This window comes from Pilosibacter sp. NGB245 (assembly GCF_057397225.1).
The window spans coordinates 3021253-3041975 of sequence record NZ_CM171584.1 but is presented as its reverse complement, the minus strand read 5'-3'; the positions used below and the strand labels follow the sequence as shown (position 1 = coordinate 3041975).

Genomic DNA, 20723 nt, shown 5'->3' with positions numbered 1-20723 from the left:
TTATAGGGTACACGCTAACTGCTTTTGGAGGAATATATGGAGATTCAGAAACAGGAAGTCATCTTAAAAATAGAAGATCTGACAAAAAGCTTTGGAAAGACGGAAGTGCTTAAGGGAATCAGCATGGAAGTCCATAAAAACGAGATCATCAGCGTATTGGGTCCGTCCGGCTGCGGAAAGTCCACCTTGCTGAACATTATCGCAGGCATGCTGGCTCCCGATGGCGGACGCGTGACTATGAACGGGCAGATGATCTCTGAGGCGGGAAAAGTCCTACCGCCGGAGAAACGCCATATGAACATGGTGTTTCAGGATTTTGCACTGTGGCCACATATGACAGCGTATGATAACATCGCTTACGGCTTAAAGCGGAGCAAAACCGGAAAAGAGGAGATCGAGGAGCGGGTACAGGAGCTCTTAAAGCTTCTGCATCTGGAGGGACTGGAAAAACGGTATCCGGCGGAGCTTTCCGGTGGTCAGCAGCAGAGAGTCGCGATCGCCCGGGCACTGATCACGAAGCCGGATATTCTCCTGATGGATGAGCCGCTCTGCAATCTGGATGTCCAGCTCCGAGTGGAGATGAGAACCGAAATGGCGTTCTTGTTCCGGAAGCTTGGGACGACCGTCTTTCACGTCACCCATGACCCATCGGAGGCGTTCGCGATGGCGGACCGGATCGTGATCATGAACAAGGGAAATATCGACCAGATCGATTCCCCGAAAAACTGTTACAGGAATCCGGGAACGGAGTCGGTGGCGGCTCTTTTAGGTGCCGGAAACCGGGTACATGGATACGCGAGGAAGGATGGCGGCACGCAGATCGATCTCGGTGGCAGTGTCTGCGGAACACTCGGAAGAAACGGAATCCGCAAAGATGACATGGTGACTGTCCGCTTCCGCGCGGAGAACACGGTGTGGACCGGAAACGAGCGGCAGGAGAACAGTTTTCCGGTGGCGGTCGAGTATTCCTCCTTCGAGGGGGATTATTACCGCGTTATGGCGAAGATGGGAATGGGAGAACCGCTCTGCTTCTTAAGCCGTAACTATCTGGAAAAAGGCACGGAAGGCTACGTGAATGTGGAAGGGGACCGTCTCTATGTGTACGGCCCGGAGACAGCGGCATGAGCGGGAACCTGTATCTGATGAGTGACATTCATGGATATTTTATTCCCTTTCTGCAAATACTGAAAAAGATCCGGTTTACGGATGCGAATCGGATGGTGATCCTGGGGGATCTTGTGGCGAAAGGACCGGATTCCCTGGGACTTTTGTGCTTTGTGATGGAACATAAGAATATTCTGGCGCTGAGAGGGAATCATGAACAGCGGCTCTTACAGTATTTTGGAACAGACCGCGCGGCCGGGATCCCGGATTCCACGATGCGGCCCTGGGTGGCCGGAGACGGGGCGGGGATCATCAGGCAGATGAATATGCTGTCAGAGACAGGACGCAGGAAGGTTCTGGAGTTTATCAAAACGATGCCGCTCTGGGCAGCCATGGAGATCTGCGGCAGAAAGTATGTGTTGATTCACGGAGCGCCGGATGATGAAATGAAAAAAGAACTTCTGGCAGTGCAAAAAGATCCCGGTGGGAAAAGAAAAACAGCGGATTATGATGTCCTCATAAACCGATATGAATCACCAGACGCGGATAACCGGCTTCCAGCGGGAATGACTGCCGTAGTGGGACACACGCCGACATTCAAATATGGAACACAGTACGCGGGAGATATGATCATAAGGGACGATAAGATCTTTCTGGACTGCGGAGCCGGTCAGGGGTATGGATTGGGCTGTCTGGAAATATTGTCTGGCAATGACAAAAATTCCTATCGAAAATACTTTACAAATGCAGAGAACGGGAGTATATTGTAAACAACCGCTGATGAAAATAACGGTCAGCGATAGGACAATTCAATAATAAGTCTTCAGGGCAGGGTGCAAGTCCCTACCGGCGGTAAAGCCCGCGAGCCGAGAGGCATGATCCGGTGAGATTCCGGGGCCGACAGTATAGTCTGGATGAAAGAAGAATTTCAGGTTTGTTTGTGATATGCGGAAGCGATCCGGTGCTCGAAAAAGAGGATGGGATCGAGGAATTCCGGATCACGGAAGATCGGATCAGTAGCTCTGGAATAGGAAACTGTTTCAGGGCTTTTTTAATGAAAGGGATCCGGGAAAAGCTGGGAATAACGGAAATTTATATTTCCGAATGAAACAACGGACCGAATATGGAAAACCCTGTAGGCATCTGCTTTACAGGGCTTTTTTTAACAGAAAATTCCTATGGAACTTCCTGCTTGCGCCCGTAAGGCAGGTTTGCGGAAAGGAGTGAAAAAGATGACGGACCGGGATTATATGCTGCGGGCCATTGAGCTTGCAAAAGGGGGACTTGGCTGGACAAGTCCGAATCCCCTCGTGGGAGCTGTGATCGTGAAAGACGGAAGGATCATAGGGGAAGGTTATCATGAGCGGTGCGGAAAACTCCACGCGGAGCGAAACGCCATTGCGTCGCTTACGGAAAGCGCGGAGGGCGCGACACTCTATGTGACGTTAGAGCCGTGCTGCCATTACGGAAAGACACCGCCCTGTACGGAGGCGATCCTCGAGCAGAAGATCGCAAAAGTTGTGATCGGTTCAAGAGATCCGAATCCCCTGGTAGCAGGAAAAGGAGCGGCGATCTTAAGAGCAGCGGGAGTCCGGGTGGAAGAGGACTTTATGCGTGAGGAATGCGATGCGTTAAATCCGGTATTCTTCCATTACATCACAAAGAAAACGCCCTATGTAGTCATGAAATACGCCATGACGGCGGACGGAAAGATCGCTGCGCGGACCGGCGACTCCAAGTGGATCACAGGAGAAAGCGCAAGGAAAAAGGTGCAGGAGCTGCGCCACCAGTATATGGGGATCATGGCGGGGATCGGCACGGTCCTGGCAGACGATCCGATGTTAAACGTCCGGATCCCCGGGCTGAAGAGTCCGGTGCGGATCATCTGCGACAGCGGACTCAGGATCCCGATGGATTCACAGATCGTGAAGACGGCAAAGGAGTACCGGACCATCGTAGCATATGCGGGGGAGCATTCCGGGGAAGGCTGTAAAGAAGCGGAAGAGAAAGAGGAACAGCTTCACACGGCCGGCGTGGAGACTGTGTCGGTCCCGGACGCAGACGGGCGTGTGGATCTTAGAAAGCTCATGGAATATCTCGGAAAACAGGGCATCGACAGCGTGCTTTTAGAGGGCGGAGGTACCTTAAATGACGCGGCGCTGTCAGCCGGGATCGTAAACGAGATCTGTGCATTTATCGCCCCGAAGATCTTCGGCGGTGCCGGTGCGAAGACTCCGGTTTCCGGGATCGGTGTGGCGCATCCGGCGGAAGCCGTGATGCTGACGTTGAGACAGATGGAGACGATCGGGGATGATCTGATGCTCAGATATTCGGTAGATTGAAGATGGGAAAGGAAGTAAGGGCATGTTTACAGGGATCGTAGAAGAACTCGGACAGGTGAAGGCACTTTCCCTGCGCGGAAATTCCGGTACACTGACGGTAAAAGCGAAAAAAGTCCTGGAAGGAACAAAGATCGGTGACAGCATCGCGGTCAATGGTGTCTGCCTTACGGTCACGAATATGAAAAATAATGAATTTTCCGCCGATGTGATGGCGGAGACAGTGAGGAGAAGCAGCCTAGGAGCACTGCAGGATGGAAGTTATGTAAACCTGGAGCGGGCCATGGCGGCAGACGGTCGGTTTGGCGGTCATATCGTCTCCGGTCATATTGACGGAACCGGTCAGATCGAATCGATGAGACGGGAAGAGAATGCAGTCTGGGTCACGATCGCATGTACAGATAAGATCCTGGATCTGATTGTGGAAAAAGGGTCGATCTGCATCGACGGGATCAGCCTCACGGTGGCGGCGGTGACAAAGAGGAACTTTTCGGTGTCGGTAATCCCGCATACCGGCGAGGAGACAACGCTTTTGAAGAAAAAAGCAGGAGATCCGGTCAATCTGGAAAACGACATTGTGGGGAAATATATTCAGAAATTTGTGGATATCGGAAGAAATTCCGGTGCGGACCGGGGAAAAATGCCTGACGATGAAAATGCTGCGGGAAACGCAAAGGGGAACTCGGGGCTCAGCATGGAGTTTCTTCAGAAATATGGATTTTAAAACAGATGCTTTGAAGATATTTAGAAACATCCAGAAAATATGAGATCAGAGCGGTTAAAGTTTCAGCAGTAGGAATCCTGCTGAAAGAAAAACTTTTAATAAAAGGCTCTGGAAAGGCAGGAAAATATGAACGAGCAATACAACACAATCGAAGAAGCGATCGAAGATCTGCGGGCGGGAAAGATCATTCTCGTAACAGATGACCCGGACCGGGAGAATGAGGGAGATATGATCTGCGCGGCAGAGTTCGCGACACAGGCAAATATCAATTTCATGGCAAGCCACGCAAAGGGACTGATCTGTACGCCGATGAGCGCGGCAGTGGCAGAGCGGCTGGGACTTCCGCAGATGGTATCCGAGAACACGGATAACCACTGCACGGCATTCACGGTCTCCATTGACCATGTGGACACGACAACAGGAATTTCCGCGGCGGAGCGCTCTTACACGATGATGAAATGCGTGGACCCGGCGACAAAGCCTCAGGATCTCAGAAGACCGGGTCATGTATTTCCTCTCGTGGCAAGACGTGGCGGTGTCCTTGTGAGAAACGGCCACACCGAGGCAACTGTGGACCTCATGCGTCTGGCGGGACTTTCCGAGTGCGGCGTGTGCTGTGAGATCATGGAGGAAGACGGAACCATGATGCGGACCACAAACCTGTGGAAGCTGGCGAAGGAGTACGGACTGAAATTTATCACGATCAAGGAACTACAGGATTACTGCCGTGTCCATGAAAAACATGTGGTGCAGGAGGCCTGCGCGGACATGCCGACCCAGTACGGACACTTTAAGATCTACGGCTATGTGAACGATATTACCGGCGAGCACCATGTGGCTCTTGTGAAGGGTGATATCGGGGACGGCGAGGATGTGCTCTGCCGCGTGCATTCCGAGTGCCTGACCGGAGATGTGTTCGGTTCCATGCGCTGTGACTGCGGAAAACAGCTCCAGACCGCGATGCGCCAGGTGGAGGCGGAAGGCCGTGGCATCATCCTCTACATGCGCCAGGAGGGCCGCGGCATCGGTCTGATCAACAAACTGAAGACGTATGTGCTTCAGGAGCAGGGCTTTGACACGGTGGAGGCCAATATCAAGCTTGGTTTTGCTCCGGATCTCAGGGAATACTGGATCGGGGCACAGATCTTAAGGGATCTCGGCGTGAAGTCCTTGAGACTTCTCACGAACAATCCGGAGAAGATCTACGGACTTTCCGGCTTCGGACTTGAGATCCATGAGCGCGTGCCGATCGAGATCGATCCGCAGCAGTACGACAGCTTCTATCTGAAGACGAAGCAGGACAAGATGGGACATATCTTTACAAAAATTAAAGTGTGATAGGATGGAACGACCATTGCTGAAAGTCCTGTACACCGGCGGCATGCATCCCGCACGGACGGAAGTGCTGAGATGATTACAGCCGCGCAGGCGGCACAGATCTACGGGCATGCATCCCGCACGGATGGAAGTGATGGGCAATTGGAAATAGAATTTTATATGTAATTATGAAGACTTCTGAATAGCAGTAAGCATAAGAAAAGGAGAAACATCATGAAAGAGATCAAAGTATTAGAAGGAAAAGTTGTAGCACCGGAAGGCATGAAAGTGGGGATCGTAGCTTCCCGTTTCAACGAGATCATCGTAAATAAGCTTTTAGGCGGAGCAGTTGACGGACTTGTCCGCCACGGTGTGGAGGAAGAAAATATCACGGCAGCCTGGGTTCCGGGGGCGTTCGAGATCCCGGTTGCGGCATCTGCCATGGCAAAGTCCGGCAAGTACGACGCGATCATCTGCGTCGGCGCTGTGATCCGCGGTGATACCACACACTATGATTACGTGTGCAGTGAGGTCTCCAAGGGAATCGCGCAGGTGGGACTGGCAGAGAAGATGCCGGTACTCTTTGGCGTCCTGACAACCGAGAACATCGAGCAGGCCATCGCCCGTGCCGGAAGCAAAGGCGGAAATAAGGGATATGACTGTGCACTTTCCGCGATTGAGATGGTAAATCTTATGAGACAGTTCTAACTGTTCAGTAGGTCTGCGCATTTACTGCGCTGACCGTAAGAAAACTTAGACTAGAAGGCAAAAATCCTATCGGCACAGCCGATTTGGAATGGATTTTTGCGCGTAACTGTGAGGTGCTGAACAGTTACAGACAGTTTTAATTTCAGATCATATAGACATAAAAGATCAGCGCCTGAAAACATTTTTCAGAGGCGCTGATTTTTGCGTAATAGGGATTCCTCGGAATTTCCTATTACACAAAAGGCACATTCTGCTTTAGCAGAGCTTATAAGGTTTTCGTCTCCTCCATGAATTTAGCCGCGAAATCCCGGTTCAGTTTCATGAAGAGCTGCTGCTCCTCGGGAGACCAGCTCTCAAAAATCGCATTTTCGATGGCGATCAGGCGATGGGCGGTATTTTTCATGAGTTCCTCTCCTTTTTCAGTGAGAAAAACACAGGTGTTCCTCCCGGTTCCGGGTTTCAGATACAGATAGCCGGCCTGTTCCATCCTGCGTACTGCAGAGTTGATCGTGGATTTTGTGGTGCCGGTCTCTTTGTAAAAAATACTTTGATTGCAGCCGGAACCGTGTTCATTGAGGGAGTAGAGAATATCAAGCTCGCTGTCCGTGAGACCGAGCTTTAATGCAGCGTCATGGTAGACACTGTTGACCTGGCTGAGCAGGTTGTAAAATTCTTTAAATGCAGAGTACATGGCAGGTCTCCTGAAAATATAAGTGTATGGGGGCAGTGCAGGGCTTTGCATCCGCCGGCCCGGACTGTCAGTCTATGTGTATCCGTACTTCTTTGCCTTCCGGATCAGGAAGAAGAGCGACAGGCATACCGCCATAAATTCCGCCGCGATGATGGAATACCAGATCCCGGAGACACCGAGGAAAAACGGCAGGATGATGACGGCCCCTGTTTCAAAGATCATGGTACGGCAGAAGGAGATCACAGCGGAGACGAATCCGTCGTTGAGTGCCGTAAAGAAGGAAGATGCGTAGATACTGAAGCCCATGAACAGGAAAGAAATCGAGTATGAGCGGAATGCATGGACCGTCATGTCTAAGAGGTTCGTGTTATAGCGGACGAAAATTCCGGCAAGAAACGGGGCACCCGCTTCTGCCACGATCGTCAGGATGATCTGGAAGGTCAGAATCAGCCGGAAGCTTTTTCCGAGCAGATTCTTTAACTCGCTCTTATTTCCTGCACCGCAGTGATAGCCCACGATCGGGGCACTTCCCATAGAGTAGCCGATAAAGAGCGCTGCAAAGATAAAGCTCACGTACATGATGACGCCGTATACGGCAACACCGTCGGAACCGGCAAGGCGCATGAGCTGCCAGTTGTAGAGCATGTTAACGATGGACATGGAGATGTTCGTCATAAACTCGGAAGCGCCGTTTGTACAGGCCTTCAACAGGGCACTAAAGTCCATACAGGTCCTTCCGAGACGGAGTCGGCTCCTGTTCGGAAAGATAAAGTAGAGCAGGGGGATCAATCCGCCGATGGACTGGCTGATCGCCGTTGCGGCGGCAGCTCCCACAACGCCGAGACGCAGAACAGCGATAAAATAAGCATCGAGGATCATATTTGTAAGTCCTGACGCGATGGTGATCAGGAGTCCGAGCTGCGGGCGTTCCGCTACAACGAGAAAGCTCTGGAATACATTCTGCAGCATAAAGGGGATCAGAGCCAGCAGGATGATCCGGCCGTAACGGACGCAGTAGGGGAGAAGGATCTCATCAGCACCTAAGAGTCTTGCCATCGGGGCTAAAAGGATCTCACCGCCTACCGTAAAGAGGAAGCCCACCGCGATCAGAACGTAGACGAGGAGGGAAAAGATCTCCTTTGCCTTTTTTTCATTCCCGGTTCCGAAGGTCAGAGCCACCAGGGCACTGCCGCCGCTGCCGGTCATAAAGCCGATGGCACCGAGGATCATGAGAAACGGCATAATGATATTGATGGAGGCGAAGGCCTCGGAACCCACAAAGTTCGAGACGAAAACACCGTCCACAACACCGTAGATGGACGTTAAAATCATCATGACGATAGACGGAAACGTGAACCGCAGGAGTTTTTTGTAGGTAAAGTGGTCGGAAAGTGAAATATTCATCGTGTGCCCTTTCAGTTTTTGACTGTGTCTGCCCGCGGGGGAAAATCGTGTCTTTTCTATCGGACAGTTTTACAGTTATGAATGTACGAAATCGTACGTAGAATCATAGTACGATTACATACATATGTCAAGAAAAACTTTGCATACTGTCTCACAGATATGAACTTTGCGTCCTGCCTCACGGAGGTTCGCCTCGAATTAAGATGGAAATCTCACAGAATGAGTTTTTACACAGATTTTACATTCCTTTACCGGAGCGTGATTGTTCCTTTCTTTTTTCTGCTATATGATATAGAAGTGAAAATGAGAGAAAAAAGAAAGAGCAGTCACGAGCTGGGTCGACTGCGGCAGAGGAAAAAGAATATGACATATAAGGAAATCAAGAAAAACGAGGAAGTTTTAGCTTACCTGAAAAAAGGAAACGACAATCTGGGGACTATGGGATTTACAGATCATTCGGACGCGCACTGCGCGATGGTTGCGGAGCGGGCAGCAATGATCTTAAAGAAATTCGGTTACTCAGATCACGATATCGAGCTGGTGAAGATCGCCGGTTTCATGCATGATATGGGAAATGCGATCAACAGGCATGCCCATGCGGAGTATGGTGCCCTTCTGGCATCCCAGATCCTGGAAAAGACGGATCTTCCGATCACAGACCGCGCGATCATCGTCTCCGCGATCGGAAACCATGATGAGTCAACGGGCGGAGCTGTAGATCCGATCTCCGCGGCGCTCATCATCGCCGACAAGACGGATGTACGCAGAAACCGCGTCCGCCAGAAGGAGATGGCATCATTTGATATCCACGACCGCGTAAACTATGCGGTTACAGAGGCAAAATTAAAGGTAAATGAGGAAAAGAAAGTGATCACCCTGAACTTAAAGATCGACGAAAACATCTGCTCCATGCTGGAGTACTTCGAGATCTTCTTACAGCGCATGCTCATGTGCCGTCGTGCGTGTGAAATGCTCGGAGCGAAATTCAAGATGACGGCGAACGGAAGCAAGATCGTATAAAATAAAATATGGAATATGCATCAGAGACACTCTTGGAACAGACCGTAATTGGCCTGTGCTGAGAGTGTTTTTTGTAACAGGAAATTCGGGGGGAGTTCTCCGATGAAAAAAGCACGAATGTGCCAATGATGTGCATTCACGCGAGGCTGTAGGTTATCGCAAGCGACTGCACGAGACACCCGAATGTGCCAGGGCATATTCTTTTTGAGCATTTTAATTCTGATATTCGAAAAAATATTTTTTACCGCAACATTTTCGTTCGGCTGGTTGTATATAGGGTAGAAAGGCAAAAATGCCGGAGTCAAAATGAAGAATTGTGAGGGAATCAATATGTATAAGAAGAATTTAGTAATGCTTGCAACAGTAGTTATGATGGCGGCTTTCGTGAGCGCCTGCGGAAATGGAAAACAGGAAATAAAGGAGACTGCAGTAATCGAGACAATGAAAGACTCACAGGAGGCATCTGAAAATGCTCAGATTGCGAATCCATGGATCGAGGTAAAAACGATGGAGGAGGCGAAAAATATGGCTGGTTTTGACTTAAAACTTCCGGAAATTCCGGCAGAATACGGAAAGAAGATGATCCAGGTGCTGGACTCTGCTGATGCTCTGACGATCGAAGTGATCTTCTGGAATAATGAGGATAAGGAAATACGAATCCGGAAAGCACCGGGAACCGGGGATATCAGCGGAGATTACACTGCTTATGCGCAGGAGCAGAAAGTTCAGGCGGAAAATCGTGAACTGACCTTAAAGGGAGAGGAAGATAAGGTATTCCTTGCCACCTGGACGGAGGATGGTTATACTTATTCTATGTATGTAGAAGCCGGAATTTCAGCGGATGAGATGACTGGAATGGCGGGACAGGTCTGCTGAGAATGGATATCGGAGCGGACTGCTCGGACTACGGATAGAGCTTCATATGACAGGATACGATAAAACAGGGAGAAAAACGGGAATGGGAATATGGACAGCATGGGAGCTGCCGGGATTTCGCCTGCTCCGGTGGCTGCAAGCCCTTATCTGGGCCTTTATGCCGGGGGTAAAGGACGAAAACCGGCAGAATATGGTCGAAAAAGAAGAATGGGAAGCGCGGATGCGTCAGGCGGAGACGAACGGCCGGGCGGAAATGATTCTGACTAGGTTTGGAGACAGCATCCTGCGCTATGCTTATACATATCTTCATAATATGAGCGATGCAGAGGAAGTCCTTCAGGACACGTTGATGCAGTTTTTAAAGACAGCACCGGAATTTGAAAGTGAGAATCATGAAAAAGCCTGGCTTCTGCGAGTCGCTGCGAACTTGAGCAAAAACAGGATCAGGTATAATAAACTTCGGGAGACGGATGAATTGAATGATGAGCTTGTCGCGGAAGAGCGTGAGGATCTGTCCTTTGTGTGGGAGGCGGTAAAGAGTCTGCCGGTAAAATACCGGGAGGTGATCCACCTGTTTTACCATGAAGGTTACCAGACAGCTCAGATCGCGAAGGTTCTCGGAAGAAATGAATCGACAGTCCGTTCTGATCTTCGCCGGGGCAGGGAGAAGCTTAAGGAAGTTCTGAAGGGAGAGTACGATTTTGAAGAAATATGATGAGATCATGAACAAAATCGAGGTAGACGAGGCGATGCGCAAACGGATCCTCAGCTATGTGGAGAACTTGAATCTGGAAACGGAAAAGCCGGCAAAAAGCAGAGAAGAGTCAAAGATCCGCCAGTTCCGCAGACGAACGGTGAGAAATATAACAGCTGCGGCTGCCTGTATCGCGATCCTTCTGGTATGTATCTTCGCCTGGCCGAAGCTCACGGGACCGGGAGAACTGGAAACGAAAGAAAGCGTAAGCATCGCGAACGGCATGGTGGAAGTAAAATCTATCGATGAGCTTTCCGCGGCAGTAGGTTTCCCGGTAAACGAAGTGGAGGGACTCCCGTTTACTGTTGAAAAAGAGGTATACATCTCCTACTGGGGAGAGATGGCGCAGATCGAGTATACCGGAGAAGGCGAGACAGCCGTATTCCGAAAGGGCACGGGAACGGATGATGTCTCTGGAGATTATAATGTGTATTCCAGCGTAAAAGAAATTATGGCTGGAGCGAATCCTGTGACATTGAAAGGCGAGAATAATGTATTCACGCTGGCTGTCTGGACAGATGGGAATTACTCGTACTCTTTGGATATTTCCAAAGGATTAAGTGAAGATGAATGGAGTGAAATGATTCAACTTGCATGTGCAAATGCCAGATGGTAAAATGAAGAAAACAGTACAGGGAAAGGAGGAGACACATATGACAGAGCTTTTGAAACTTCCGGTAGGAATCGAAAATTTCGAAGAAATAAGAAGAGATAATTTCTATTATGTAGATAAAACAAAATTGATCGAGCAGCTTTTGAGCCAGTGGGGAAAGGCTAACCTATTTACACGCCCGCGGCGTTTCGGAAAGTCACTGAATATGAGTATGCTCCGCAGCTTCTTTGAAATTGGGGCGGACCCTGAACTTTTCCGGGGATTGTATATTTCGCAGAAGTCAGCACTATGTGAAAAATATATGGGGCAGTTCCCTGTGATCTCCATTAGCCTGAAAGGTGTAAATGCCAGTGATTTTTCAGGTGCCTGCAGCAGCCTTGTAAAAATCATGAATGCAGAGACGAGGCGGGCATTTATTTCCCTGGATAGCCAGAAACTCAGTGATGTCGACAAAAAGCTGTTTGAAGAATTAATGGACCGCGGTATGACGCAGGATACACTTGTATACAGCTTAAAGGAACTTTCGGAATTGCTCGAACGAAGCTATGGCAGAAAAGTTATTGTCCTTATTGATGAGTATGATGTTCCGCTGGCAAAGGCAAATGAGAATGGATATTATGACGAGATGGCATTGCTGATTCGGAACTTATTTGAGAATGTTCTGAAAACAAATGATAGTTTGAAATTTGCGGTTCTGACCGGGTGTCTGCGTGTAGCGAAGGAAAGTATATTTACAGGACTTAATAATTTTAAAATATTTCCAATCACAAAAGTTGCATTTGATGAATATTTCGGTTTTACAGACGATGAAGTGAGAGATATGCTTCACTATTACGAATTGGATTCGGATTATGAAACAGTAAAGAACTGGTATGATGGATACCGATTCGGAAAAGCGGATGTTTATTGTCCGTGGGATGTGATCAATTATTGCAGTGACCATATTGAAGATCCATATCTTCCGCCTCAGAATTATTGGCTGAACACAAGCGGAAATGAAATGATCTACCACTTTATTGATGGACTGGAAGATCAGACGGGAGTAACGAAAGAAGAACTGGAACTTCTTGTCAATGGTGGTTCGGTTCAAAAAAATATTAATCAGGAACTTACCTATAAGGAATTGTATTCATCTATGGACAATCTCTGGAGCACTTTGTTTATGACAGGGTATTTAACGCAGAGAGGGGAACCGGTTGGAAACCGATATGATCTGGCAATTCCAAATCAGGAGATTCGCAACATCATCACAGAACATATTTTGCAAATGTTCCAGAAAAATGTAAAAAACGATGGAACGATGGCCGATTCATTCTGCAGCGCATTGGAAGTGGGAAACGCAGAACAGGTAGAAGCTCTATTTACAGAATATATGAGACAGACGATCAGTATCAGAGACACTTTTGTACAGCACTCGCGGAAAGAAAACTTTTATCAGGGAATCCTGCTTGGAATTCTGAGTTATAAGAGTGATTGGATCGTCAGATCCAACCGGGAATCAGGGGAAGGATTCAGTGATATTACGATCCGGATCTCAAATTCTGGCACAGGAATTGTTATTGAAGTAAAATATGCGGAAGCAGGTCATGAGGAGGAAATGGTTCAAAAAGCGTTAAGGCAGATACAGGATAAAGACTATGGATATGAATTTCGTCAGGAAGGTATAAGAAGAATCTTGTACTATGGAATTGCATGCAACAAAAAAGTGTGCAGAGCAGAGGTACTGGAAGTATAGAAATTGTGAAGCCCCATCATATGAAATTTACACCGATTGACCGAACTCCCTGGGAGAGGAACTCCCCTTATGATATCCCCTGAAACAGATTTTATGGATCTGTTCCGGGGGATTGTTTTTAATATCATAGGATTAAAAAAGCAACAAATATATTAGTTACGATCAAAAAGGAAAAAATTTCAGGATAAAACAGGGAAAAGAGCAAAATATATTTATGCACATCGTATAAAAACATAGAAATATATTAGTAAAGACATGAGAATATGCTTAATATAAGCGCATATCAGTTGACACATATTGGAAAATATCGTATAGTAAATATATTAGTAGACCAATGTGAGGAAAGGGCAGAACCCTAAGGAGGAAAAACTATGAAAATGACATTCCGCTGGTACGGCGAAGACAGTGATCCGATCAAATTAAAACAGATCCGTCAGATCCCGGGGATGACCGGGTTGATGGGCTTACTTGATTATAAGGCAGCAGGCGAGGTATGGACAGAAGAAGAGATCAAAGCATATATGGAGCATGTCCATGCATCCGGTCTTGAGTGTGAAGTCATCGAGAGCGTAAACGTTCACGAGGATATCAAGATGGGACTTCCGACAAGAGACAAATATATCGAGAATTATATCACCACGATCCGTAACCTCGCAAAATACGGCGTAAAGGTAATCATTTACAACTTCATGCCGGTATTTGACTGGTTAAGAACAGATCTTGCAAGAGAGATCCCGGAGGATGGCTCCAACAGCCTGTACTTTGACGAAAAGGATCTTGGAGAGATGACTCCGCTTGATATTGTAAAGAAAACAGCAGGAGACAGCAATGGCTTCTCCCTTCCGGGCTGGGAGCCGGAGCGCCTTGCAGAGCTTGAAAAGACATTAAAACAGTATGAGAATATCACAGCAGATGATCTTCGCAGAAACTATAAGTATTTCCTTGATGCGATCATTCCGGTATGTGAAGAGGTTGGTGTCAAGATGGCATGTCATCCGGATGATCCGGCCTGGCCGATCTTCGGTCTTCCGAGAATCGCTCACAGCCAGGAGGATTTCGATAAGATCTGCGCTCTGCATGATTCACCGGCAAACGGACTCTGCCTTTGCACTGGTTCACTTGGATCCAATCCGGACAACAATATCCCGGAGATCATCCGTCACTTTGGTGAGATGAATAGAATCAATGCAATGCATGTCCGCAACGTAAAATTCCTCGGATACCACAAATTCCGTGAGGCATCCCACCTTTCCTCTGACGGATCCCTGGATCTTTACGAGATCATGAAGGCGATCTACGATACATGCCCGGATACATATATCCGTCCGGATCATGGCAGAATGATCTGGGATGAGATCGGCAGACCGGGATATGGTTTATATGACCGTGCACTCGGTGCAACTTATCTGAACGGACTCTGGGAAGCAATCGACAAAAATGCCAAAGCTTCCGAGAAATAATCTGTAGCCATTTTTCGAAGAAAAATGAGCGAATTACGAATGTTTTGAGGATTGCGGGAGCACGCGGTGCAGAGCAGTCCGGTATCAGAGGGGTCAAAAGCTTTTGGCCCCAACATCCTGTTATACGAAAAAGAAAGCGTGGCAAATATGAAACTGACATTAAATGGAATCAAAGAGACAGCTGCCTGGGAAGCAGCAGGAATCAAGCTTCCGTCCTATTCGATCGAACAGGTGGCAGAGGAAACAAAAAAAGCACCGGTATGGGTTCATTTCGGTGCGGGAAATATTTTCCGTATCTTTATTGGCGGGCTTGCTGACCGTCTGATCGCACAGGGAGAAATGAAAAAAGGAATCACCTGTGTGGAGACTTTTGATTTTGACGTAGTGGATAAGATTTACAAGCCATATGACAATCTGGTTTTGGCTGTCACTTTAAAGGCAGACGGTTCTACAGATAAGCAGGTGATCGGTTCCCTTGCGGAAGCGATCAAGGCACAGTCAAATGTTCCGGAGGAGTGGAACCGCCTGAAAGAGATCTTTACAGATCCTGGTCTCCAGATGATCTCCTTCACGATCACAGAAAAAGGTTACGCTTTGAAAAATGCTGAGGGAAATTACTTCCCATTTGTTCAGGCAGATATCGACAATGGTCCGGAGAAGCCGGGCGCTGCGATGGCAGTTGTATGTGCGCTGCTGTTTGAGCGTTTCAAGGCAGGAAAGCATCCGTTGGCAGTCGTATCCATGGACAACTGTTCCCATAATGGAGAAAAGCTCCAGAATTCCATTCTCACAATGGCGAAGGAATGGGAAAAGAAGGGCTTTGTAGGCGCAGACTTTGTTGCATACCTTTCTGATGAAAAGCAGATCTCCTTCCCGTGGAGCATGATCGATAAGATCACTCCGCGTCCGGCAGATTCTGTATGCAAGGAGTTGGAGAAAGCCGGTGTTGAAGATATTGCTCCGGTCATCACATCCAAGAAAACCTATATCGCTCCGTTTGTTAACGCCGAGGGGCCGCAGTACCTTGTTATTGAGGATAAATTCCCGAATGGACGTCCGGCGCTGGAAAAAGCCGGTGTCTATATGACAGACCGCGATACAGTAAACAAGGTGGAGCGCATGAAGGTTACAACCTGCCTGAATCCGTTACATACAGCACTTGCCGTTTACGGCTGTGTCCTTGGATATACACTGATCGCAGATGAGATGAAGGATCAGGAATTAAACAAACTGGTTCATGAGATCGGTCCGGTAGAAGGAATGCCGGTCGTTACAGATCCGGGAATTCTGTCTCCGAAGGACTTTGTTGATGAGGTGATCAATGTCCGGATCCCGAATCCGTTCATGCCGGATACCCCGCAGCGTATCGCAACCGATACATCCCAGAAGGTCGGAATCCGTTATGGAGAGACGATCAAGTCTTATGTTGCAAAATACGGAGATGCAAAGAAGCTGACAGCAATTCCACTTGCGATCGCAGGCTGGTGCCGTTATCTTCTCGGTGTACAGGATGACGGGGAAGCTTTCGAACGTTCCTCCGATCCGATGCTTGCGGAGCTTACAGAGGTAATGAAGGGAATCGAGCTTGGAAAGCCGGAAACCTACCATGGACAGTTAAAGAGCATTCTTTCCAATGAGAATATTTTCGGAATCGATCTTTACAAGGCCGGAATCGGTGAGAAGATCGAGGAGATGTTCTTAGAAGAGATTGCAGGACCTGGAGCAGTAAGAACAGTTTTAAAGAAATATATGGCTTAAACAGAGAATAGAAAAGGTATCCGCCGCAGGGTGGATACCTTTTTGCATTAGGAAATTCGTACGAAGACATCGATTGTCGTGAGCGGCCGCACGAGGCGCGAGAATGTGCCAAGGCGCATTCCTTATACAAAAATACCTTTGACAGCCGGGAACTGATGTGACAGACACAACAGCTCTTAAACTGTCAAAGGTATTTTTATCTCAGTCGGGCCTCATAGACATTCGACTTGAATTACGGCTCGTTAACCTGAACAACGACCTTCATATAATTACCCGGATTCTTTTCGATATCAATGATGGTTGCCGGCGCTTCATTAATGGAGATGACCTTTGTCAGGATCTTCTTGATATCAACTCTTCCACTGTGGATGAGTTCGATCGCTTCCTCAAACTCACCGGCACTTGTACGTGCACCGCGGATATCCACTTCCTTTTTCGTGATCAGATCGGTCGGGAGCGGAGTTTCTGTTTTCGGCCATCCGGTCAGGGTGATCCTTCCGGCATTACTTACAAGATCAAGGGTGGAGCGGATCGCTGCATTTGCACCGCTGCATTCCATAACCTGCTGTGCCATAACACCGTTTGTGATCTCACTGATTCGTTTTACCGTGTCTTCTGTTTTGGAATTGATCACATATTCGATGCCAAGCTCCTTTGCAAACTGCAGACGTTCGTCGACAAGATCGAGTAAGATCGCGTGAGCGCCGTATGCCTGTGCGATCATTCCGGCAAGAAGACCGATCGGACCGGCACCGATGATCGCGCAGTACTCGCCTGCCTTTAAACCGCCGCGGTGAATGCCGTGAAGGGAGATTGTAAGCGGCTCTGCCATTGCAGCCTCTTCCCAGCTCATATCATCCGGCATTTTTACGAGCATGTCTGCCGGGTGACAGAAGTATTCTGCCATGCCGCCGTCAACATGGACACCGAGTACATGAAGATCGGTACAGCAGTTTGTACGTCCGATGCTGCATGGATAGCAGTGGCCACAGTACAAATACGGATCTGCGATGACTTTGTCGCCGATCTTCAGTCCTTTTGGATTGTCCTCCGGAATGGATTCGATGATTCCGGCTAACTCATGTCCAATAATCCTCGGATAGGAAACGAGGTTGTTAGTTCCGCGGAATGCACCGATATCGGATCCGCAGATTCCGGCTGTTATGATCCTGATCAAAGCCTCACCGGCCTTTGGCGTTGGTTTTTCAATGTCTGCGAGTACAACGTTCTTTGGCTCGTTGATTCTTACTGCTTTCATAGTGAACCTCCTGAATAATATGCTTTAAGAGAGAAACAAGGGCGGATGTGACTGAAAAATCTCAGGGGGATACATCCGCCTTTTGCTACCGGCAATATTATGAAAAAGAATGATTAAAGGTTATCAAAGGTAAATACGATCTTTCGGATGGATGGATCGCGGGAATCAACAAAATCGAATGCTTCCTGTGCTTTTGTAAGCGGGAAGGTGTGGGAAATAGAGTTTGACAGGTCGAGAGTTCCGGCATTGATCATCTCGATCGCTTTTCCGAACATCTTATTCTGAAGTCTGGAACCGCGAACATCCAGCTCTTTTGATGTAATCGCGAACTGGTTGACCTCTGTTGGTGCAGTGGAGAAGCCCATGGTCATGACTCTTCCGGCATTGCCGGTCGCCTGAAGAAGATTGATCAGGGAATCCTTTGTGCATGCAGAGTCGATGGAAACAGTTGCACCATGACCAAAGGTGTATTCCCTTACCTTCTCAACAAGATCTTCTTTTAATACGTTGATCGTATATTTTGCTCCGTTTTTCTTTGCAGCCTCAAGCTTCTCATCCATGATATCAGCCACGATGATGTGGTCGCAGAGCTGACGGGCTACCTTTAAAATCGTGCTTCCGAGAGCGCCGGCGCCGAAGATCAGAAGCATATCGTCCTTTTCGAGCTGTGCTCTTGTACAGGACTGGATCGCGATCGTTGTCGGCTCGATCATAACAGCATCCTGATCGGAAAGAGAATCCGGAAGAAGGTAGCAGTCAGATTCCGGAACAGCAATATATTCACGATATCCGCCGTCGATATGAACACCGCGGACCTTCAGATTGTCGCAGACATTTCCGCGGCCAATCTTGCACGGATAGCAGTGACCGCAGCTTGTTACCTGATTGACGATCACGCGGTCGCCGACCTTTAAATTCTTTACGTTACTTCCAACCTCGTCAACACGTCCGACCATTTCGTGGCCGATGATGCGTGGGTAGGTTGCGGCAGCATTTGTTCCATGATAGATTCCGACATCAGATCCGCAGATACCGGCTGCGGTCATTTTGATCATAACATTGTTTTTTTCATCGATCGACGGCTTTTCTACGTCGATGACCTGAAGGTTGTTAGGACTTACGATTTGTACTGCTTTCATATCTTGTTCCTCCATGTTTTTATGATGATATTTTAGTGTCCTTTTTTTGATTCCGGAGAGCTTCGCAAAAAAATGGTTTGACACATTTGATTATGAACACATAATATATTAGTTATACAGGGATTATTATACTATACAAACAGGATAATATCAATATATTTGGGTAAAAATGACGAATGAAGAGCTGGAAAGTGAAGAAAAGCCAATAGAACAGACGAAATGACGATGGAATAAACATATTAGATTGGAAAAATAGGAAAAGAAACCAAGATAAATAAGCGATAAAACGTGTGATTATAGTAAAAAACATAGTATATTAGTTGCAATAAGAAAACAAAAAGCTATATTGGCAAAATGACGGTTTTCTGTTATAAATAAAAGCAGGGAAAGGAAATGGAGGTATTTATATGCCATTTGAAATATTCAGTGAACGGAAAAACGGAGAGACAAACAGTAAATATGCATACCGTCTTCTGAGGGAAAGCATTATGAGCTTTAAGCTTCTTCCGGGAGAGGCTCTGGATGAGACGGTGATCAGTGAACAGTTCGGAACAAGCAGAACTCCGGTTCGTGAGGCTTTGATCCTGTTGAAAAATGAAAAGCTTGTGGACATTCTTCCACAAAAAGGAAGCAAGGTCAGCTTTATCGATCTGAATTTAGTCAGACAGGGATATTTTACGAGACGTGTGATCGAAACAGCGATCTTTAAGGAAACCGCCGGAACACTTTCGCCAGAGCAGCTAAGAAACATGAAGACCAATCTGCAGCTTCAGGAGCAGGAGATCAACCGTGAGACAACCATGAGCGATTATTTCTTTGATCTGGACAATGAGATGCACTGTATGTTGTATGAGTTCAGCCATAAAATGGATGTATGGTACTGTGTCCATAATATCGGGTCGCATTATGACCGTGTTCGATATCTGGATACAAGGGAGAATGATATCAACCGGGAGCAGATCTTAGAGGAGCATAACCGGATGTATTATTACATGATGATGGGGATCCCAAATGATGTCAATGTAGAAGACTTTATGACCGGACATCTGGGACGATTCCGGAGAGATCTCCAGAAAAAGATCGAACTGTATCCGGAATATTTTACGGAGTAGGAGATCGCAGACAGATCATATGAATCACTAAGCCTGGTATACGGCAGTAATGCTGTTATATCAGGCTTTTTTGAACAAATTTAACGAAAACTTTGCACAATAAATATATTAGAAGCTTTAACAAAAGAAAAATATTGTGTTTTATTGAGACGTATAGGCTGTTGGACCGCTTGAATGGGCAACGAAATGAGAAAGCAGACGGAAAATAAAACAAAATATATTATACAAAATAGACAAAAAAACAGATTTAAAACCATCTACATAAGAAAAAATAATATGCAATATATACAAAACAGAAGATGCGTATGAAAATATGCACAAAAAATAGAAAGAATTTATGGAAAAATTATGAATAGATATTATTGGGATGATATGGCAATATATTAGTATCTTAACAGGGGGATATAAGTAACCAGATCTATTTTACTTATGAAGCAATCCTGCCGGAAACGATATCGGGGTGTAGCTGTTTACTTTGGCCTTTGTAATAAATGGATAAAAAACGAAAAATATATTCGATTCATACAAAAAACAGACGTTCTGTATAAATCACACAAAAAAATTAATATTTTACGATGAATCATTGACACTTGATACATTACCATGTATAATCTGTTGTATACAAGAGGATATACAAGACGAAAAAAGGTAATTATGTACAAATGGGGATTTGGATGTAATGTGCAGGGGAAAAAGTTTTCCTTGAGGAAA

18 protein-coding genes and 1 riboswitch are annotated in these 20723 nt (G+C 47.2%); of the genes, 14 read left to right on the top strand and 4 right to left on the bottom strand.

Annotated elements, in window-relative coordinates; all coding sequences use genetic code 11:
• The first annotated feature begins 36 nt into the window (after positions 1–36).
• From ACXMYH_RS13555 to ribH, 6 genes are all read left to right on the top strand, one after another.
• Positions 37–1125, top strand: a complete 1089-nt coding sequence (locus ACXMYH_RS13555; RefSeq protein ID WP_486555077.1) for an ABC transporter ATP-binding protein — start codon at positions 37–39, stop codon at positions 1123–1125.
• The gene (locus ACXMYH_RS13550; RefSeq protein WP_486555076.1) at positions 1122–1874 is read left to right on the top strand and encodes a metallophosphoesterase; all 753 of its coding nucleotides are present in this window, start codon (positions 1122–1124) and stop codon (positions 1872–1874) included. Before ACXMYH_RS13555 ends, ACXMYH_RS13550 begins: the two co-directional genes overlap by 4 nt.
• Positions 1875–1919: 45 nt before the next feature.
• Positions 1920–2034: riboswitch (FMN riboswitch) on the top strand.
• 302 nt (positions 2035–2336) lie between these two features.
• Positions 2337–3446, top strand: coding sequence for a bifunctional diaminohydroxyphosphoribosylaminopyrimidine deaminase/5-amino-6-(5-phosphoribosylamino)uracil reductase RibD (ribD, locus tag ACXMYH_RS13545; protein WP_486555075.1), 1110 nt, complete (start codon positions 2337–2339; stop codon positions 3444–3446).
• A gap of 22 nt (positions 3447–3468) precedes the next feature.
• Positions 3469–4167, top strand: coding sequence for a riboflavin synthase (gene ribE / locus ACXMYH_RS13540; protein ID WP_486555074.1), 699 nt, complete (start codon positions 3469–3471; stop codon positions 4165–4167).
• Between the two features lie 126 nt (positions 4168–4293).
• The gene (locus tag ACXMYH_RS13535; RefSeq protein WP_021904510.1) at positions 4294–5505 is read left to right on the top strand and encodes a bifunctional 3,4-dihydroxy-2-butanone-4-phosphate synthase/GTP cyclohydrolase II; all 1212 of its coding nucleotides are present in this window, start codon (positions 4294–4296) and stop codon (positions 5503–5505) included.
• Between the two features lie 222 nt (positions 5506–5727).
• Positions 5728–6192, top strand: coding sequence for a 6,7-dimethyl-8-ribityllumazine synthase (gene ribH, locus ACXMYH_RS13530; RefSeq protein WP_425518591.1), 465 nt, complete (start codon positions 5728–5730; stop codon positions 6190–6192).
• A gap of 265 nt (positions 6193–6457) precedes the next feature.
• Here the strand turns inward: ribH and ACXMYH_RS13525 are convergent, their stop codons facing one another.
• Entirely contained in the window at positions 6458–6883 is a 426-nt protein-coding gene (locus ACXMYH_RS13525; protein ID WP_486555073.1) for a MarR family winged helix-turn-helix transcriptional regulator, read from the bottom strand.
• Positions 6884–6955: 72 nt separating this feature from the next.
• Positions 6956–8287, bottom strand: coding sequence for an MATE family efflux transporter (locus ACXMYH_RS13520; RefSeq protein ID WP_486555072.1), 1332 nt, complete (start codon positions 8285–8287; stop codon positions 6956–6958).
• A gap of 363 nt (positions 8288–8650) precedes the next feature.
• On the opposite strand from ACXMYH_RS13520, the gene ACXMYH_RS13515 reads away from it, so the two are divergent.
• The 7 genes from ACXMYH_RS13515 (at position 8651) to ACXMYH_RS13485 (ending at position 16503) form a co-directional block, all read left to right on the top strand.
• A complete protein-coding gene (locus ACXMYH_RS13515) occupies positions 8651–9307 on the top strand; it encodes an HD domain-containing protein (protein WP_117469133.1) in 657 nt (218 codons plus the stop codon).
• 330 nt (positions 9308–9637) lie between these two features.
• Complete coding sequence (locus tag ACXMYH_RS13510; RefSeq protein ID WP_215702664.1) at positions 9638–10183, top strand: hypothetical protein; 546 nt, start codon at positions 9638–9640, stop codon at positions 10181–10183.
• Between the two features lie 82 nt (positions 10184–10265).
• Positions 10266–10898 carry an RNA polymerase sigma factor gene (locus ACXMYH_RS13505; RefSeq protein WP_405580697.1) on the top strand — a complete coding sequence of 211 codons (633 nt, stop codon included), beginning with the start codon at positions 10266–10268 and terminating at the stop codon, positions 10896–10898.
• Positions 10885–11553 (top strand): hypothetical protein, encoded by a 669-nt coding sequence (locus ACXMYH_RS13500; RefSeq protein WP_486555071.1) that lies wholly within the window; start codon positions 10885–10887, stop codon positions 11551–11553. The genes ACXMYH_RS13505 and ACXMYH_RS13500 overlap by 14 nt, the downstream gene beginning before the upstream one ends.
• Before the next feature lie 37 nt (positions 11554–11590).
• On the top strand, positions 11591–13285 hold the full coding sequence (locus ACXMYH_RS13495) for an AAA family ATPase (RefSeq protein WP_486555070.1): 1695 nt from the start codon (positions 11591–11593) through the stop codon (positions 13283–13285).
• Positions 13286–13656: 371 nt separating this feature from the next.
• A complete protein-coding gene (uxuA, locus tag ACXMYH_RS13490; RefSeq protein WP_118530912.1) occupies positions 13657–14745 on the top strand; it encodes a mannonate dehydratase in 1089 nt (362 codons plus the stop codon).
• A gap of 147 nt (positions 14746–14892) precedes the next feature.
• The gene (locus ACXMYH_RS13485) at positions 14893–16503 is read left to right on the top strand and encodes a mannitol dehydrogenase family protein (protein WP_329751239.1); all 1611 of its coding nucleotides are present in this window, start codon (positions 14893–14895) and stop codon (positions 16501–16503) included.
• A gap of 232 nt (positions 16504–16735) precedes the next feature.
• Here ACXMYH_RS13485 and ACXMYH_RS13480 read toward each other — a convergent pair whose 3' ends face one another.
• Positions 16736–17761: a zinc-binding alcohol dehydrogenase family protein gene (locus ACXMYH_RS13480; RefSeq protein ID WP_486555069.1), complete on the bottom strand. Its 1026-nt coding sequence runs from the start codon at positions 17759–17761 to the stop codon at positions 16736–16738.
• A gap of 113 nt (positions 17762–17874) precedes the next feature.
• Positions 17875–18900 (bottom strand): zinc-binding alcohol dehydrogenase family protein, encoded by a 1026-nt coding sequence (locus ACXMYH_RS13475; protein WP_486555068.1) that lies wholly within the window; start codon positions 18898–18900, stop codon positions 17875–17877.
• Positions 18901–19307: 407 nt separating this feature from the next.
• Between ACXMYH_RS13475 and ACXMYH_RS13470 the strand changes: the two genes are divergently transcribed.
• Positions 19308–20012, top strand: a complete 705-nt coding sequence (locus tag ACXMYH_RS13470) for a GntR family transcriptional regulator (RefSeq protein ID WP_118322041.1) — start codon at positions 19308–19310, stop codon at positions 20010–20012.
• Positions 20013–20723: the final 711 nt, after the last annotated feature.

What these genes read in the sequence shown, in the direction of transcription:
- ACXMYH_RS13555 (WP_486555077.1), top strand. Translation starts at nt 37, where the DNA reads ATGGAGATTCAGAAACAGGAAGTCATCTTAAAAATAGAAGATCTGACA.
- ACXMYH_RS13550 (WP_486555076.1), top strand. Translation starts at nt 1,122, where the DNA reads ATGAGCGGGAACCTGTATCTGATGAGTGACATTCATGGATATTTTATT.
- ribD (WP_486555075.1), top strand. Translation starts at nt 2,337, where the DNA reads ATGACGGACCGGGATTATATGCTGCGGGCCATTGAGCTTGCAAAAGGG.
- ribE (WP_486555074.1), top strand. Translation starts at nt 3,469, where the DNA reads ATGTTTACAGGGATCGTAGAAGAACTCGGACAGGTGAAGGCACTTTCC.
- ACXMYH_RS13535 (WP_021904510.1), top strand. Translation starts at nt 4,294, where the DNA reads ATGAACGAGCAATACAACACAATCGAAGAAGCGATCGAAGATCTGCGG.
- ACXMYH_RS13525 (WP_486555073.1), bottom strand. Translation starts at nt 6,883, where the DNA reads ATGTACTCTGCATTTAAAGAATTTTACAACCTGCTCAGCCAGGTCAAC.
- ACXMYH_RS13520 (WP_486555072.1), bottom strand. Translation starts at nt 8,287, where the DNA reads ATGAATATTTCACTTTCCGACCACTTTACCTACAAAAAACTCCTGCGG.
- ACXMYH_RS13515 (WP_117469133.1), top strand. Translation starts at nt 8,651, where the DNA reads ATGACATATAAGGAAATCAAGAAAAACGAGGAAGTTTTAGCTTACCTG.
- ACXMYH_RS13510 (WP_215702664.1), top strand. Translation starts at nt 9,638, where the DNA reads ATGTATAAGAAGAATTTAGTAATGCTTGCAACAGTAGTTATGATGGCG.
- ACXMYH_RS13505 (WP_405580697.1), top strand. Translation starts at nt 10,266, where the DNA reads ATGGGAATATGGACAGCATGGGAGCTGCCGGGATTTCGCCTGCTCCGG.
- ACXMYH_RS13495 (WP_486555070.1), top strand. Translation starts at nt 11,591, where the DNA reads ATGACAGAGCTTTTGAAACTTCCGGTAGGAATCGAAAATTTCGAAGAA.
- uxuA (WP_118530912.1), top strand. Translation starts at nt 13,657, where the DNA reads ATGAAAATGACATTCCGCTGGTACGGCGAAGACAGTGATCCGATCAAA.
- ACXMYH_RS13485 (WP_329751239.1), top strand. Translation starts at nt 14,893, where the DNA reads ATGAAACTGACATTAAATGGAATCAAAGAGACAGCTGCCTGGGAAGCA.
- ACXMYH_RS13480 (WP_486555069.1), bottom strand. Translation starts at nt 17,761, where the DNA reads ATGAAAGCAGTAAGAATCAACGAGCCAAAGAACGTTGTACTCGCAGAC.
- ACXMYH_RS13475 (WP_486555068.1), bottom strand. Translation starts at nt 18,900, where the DNA reads ATGAAAGCAGTACAAATCGTAAGTCCTAACAACCTTCAGGTCATCGAC.
- ACXMYH_RS13470 (WP_118322041.1), top strand. Translation starts at nt 19,308, where the DNA reads ATGCCATTTGAAATATTCAGTGAACGGAAAAACGGAGAGACAAACAGT.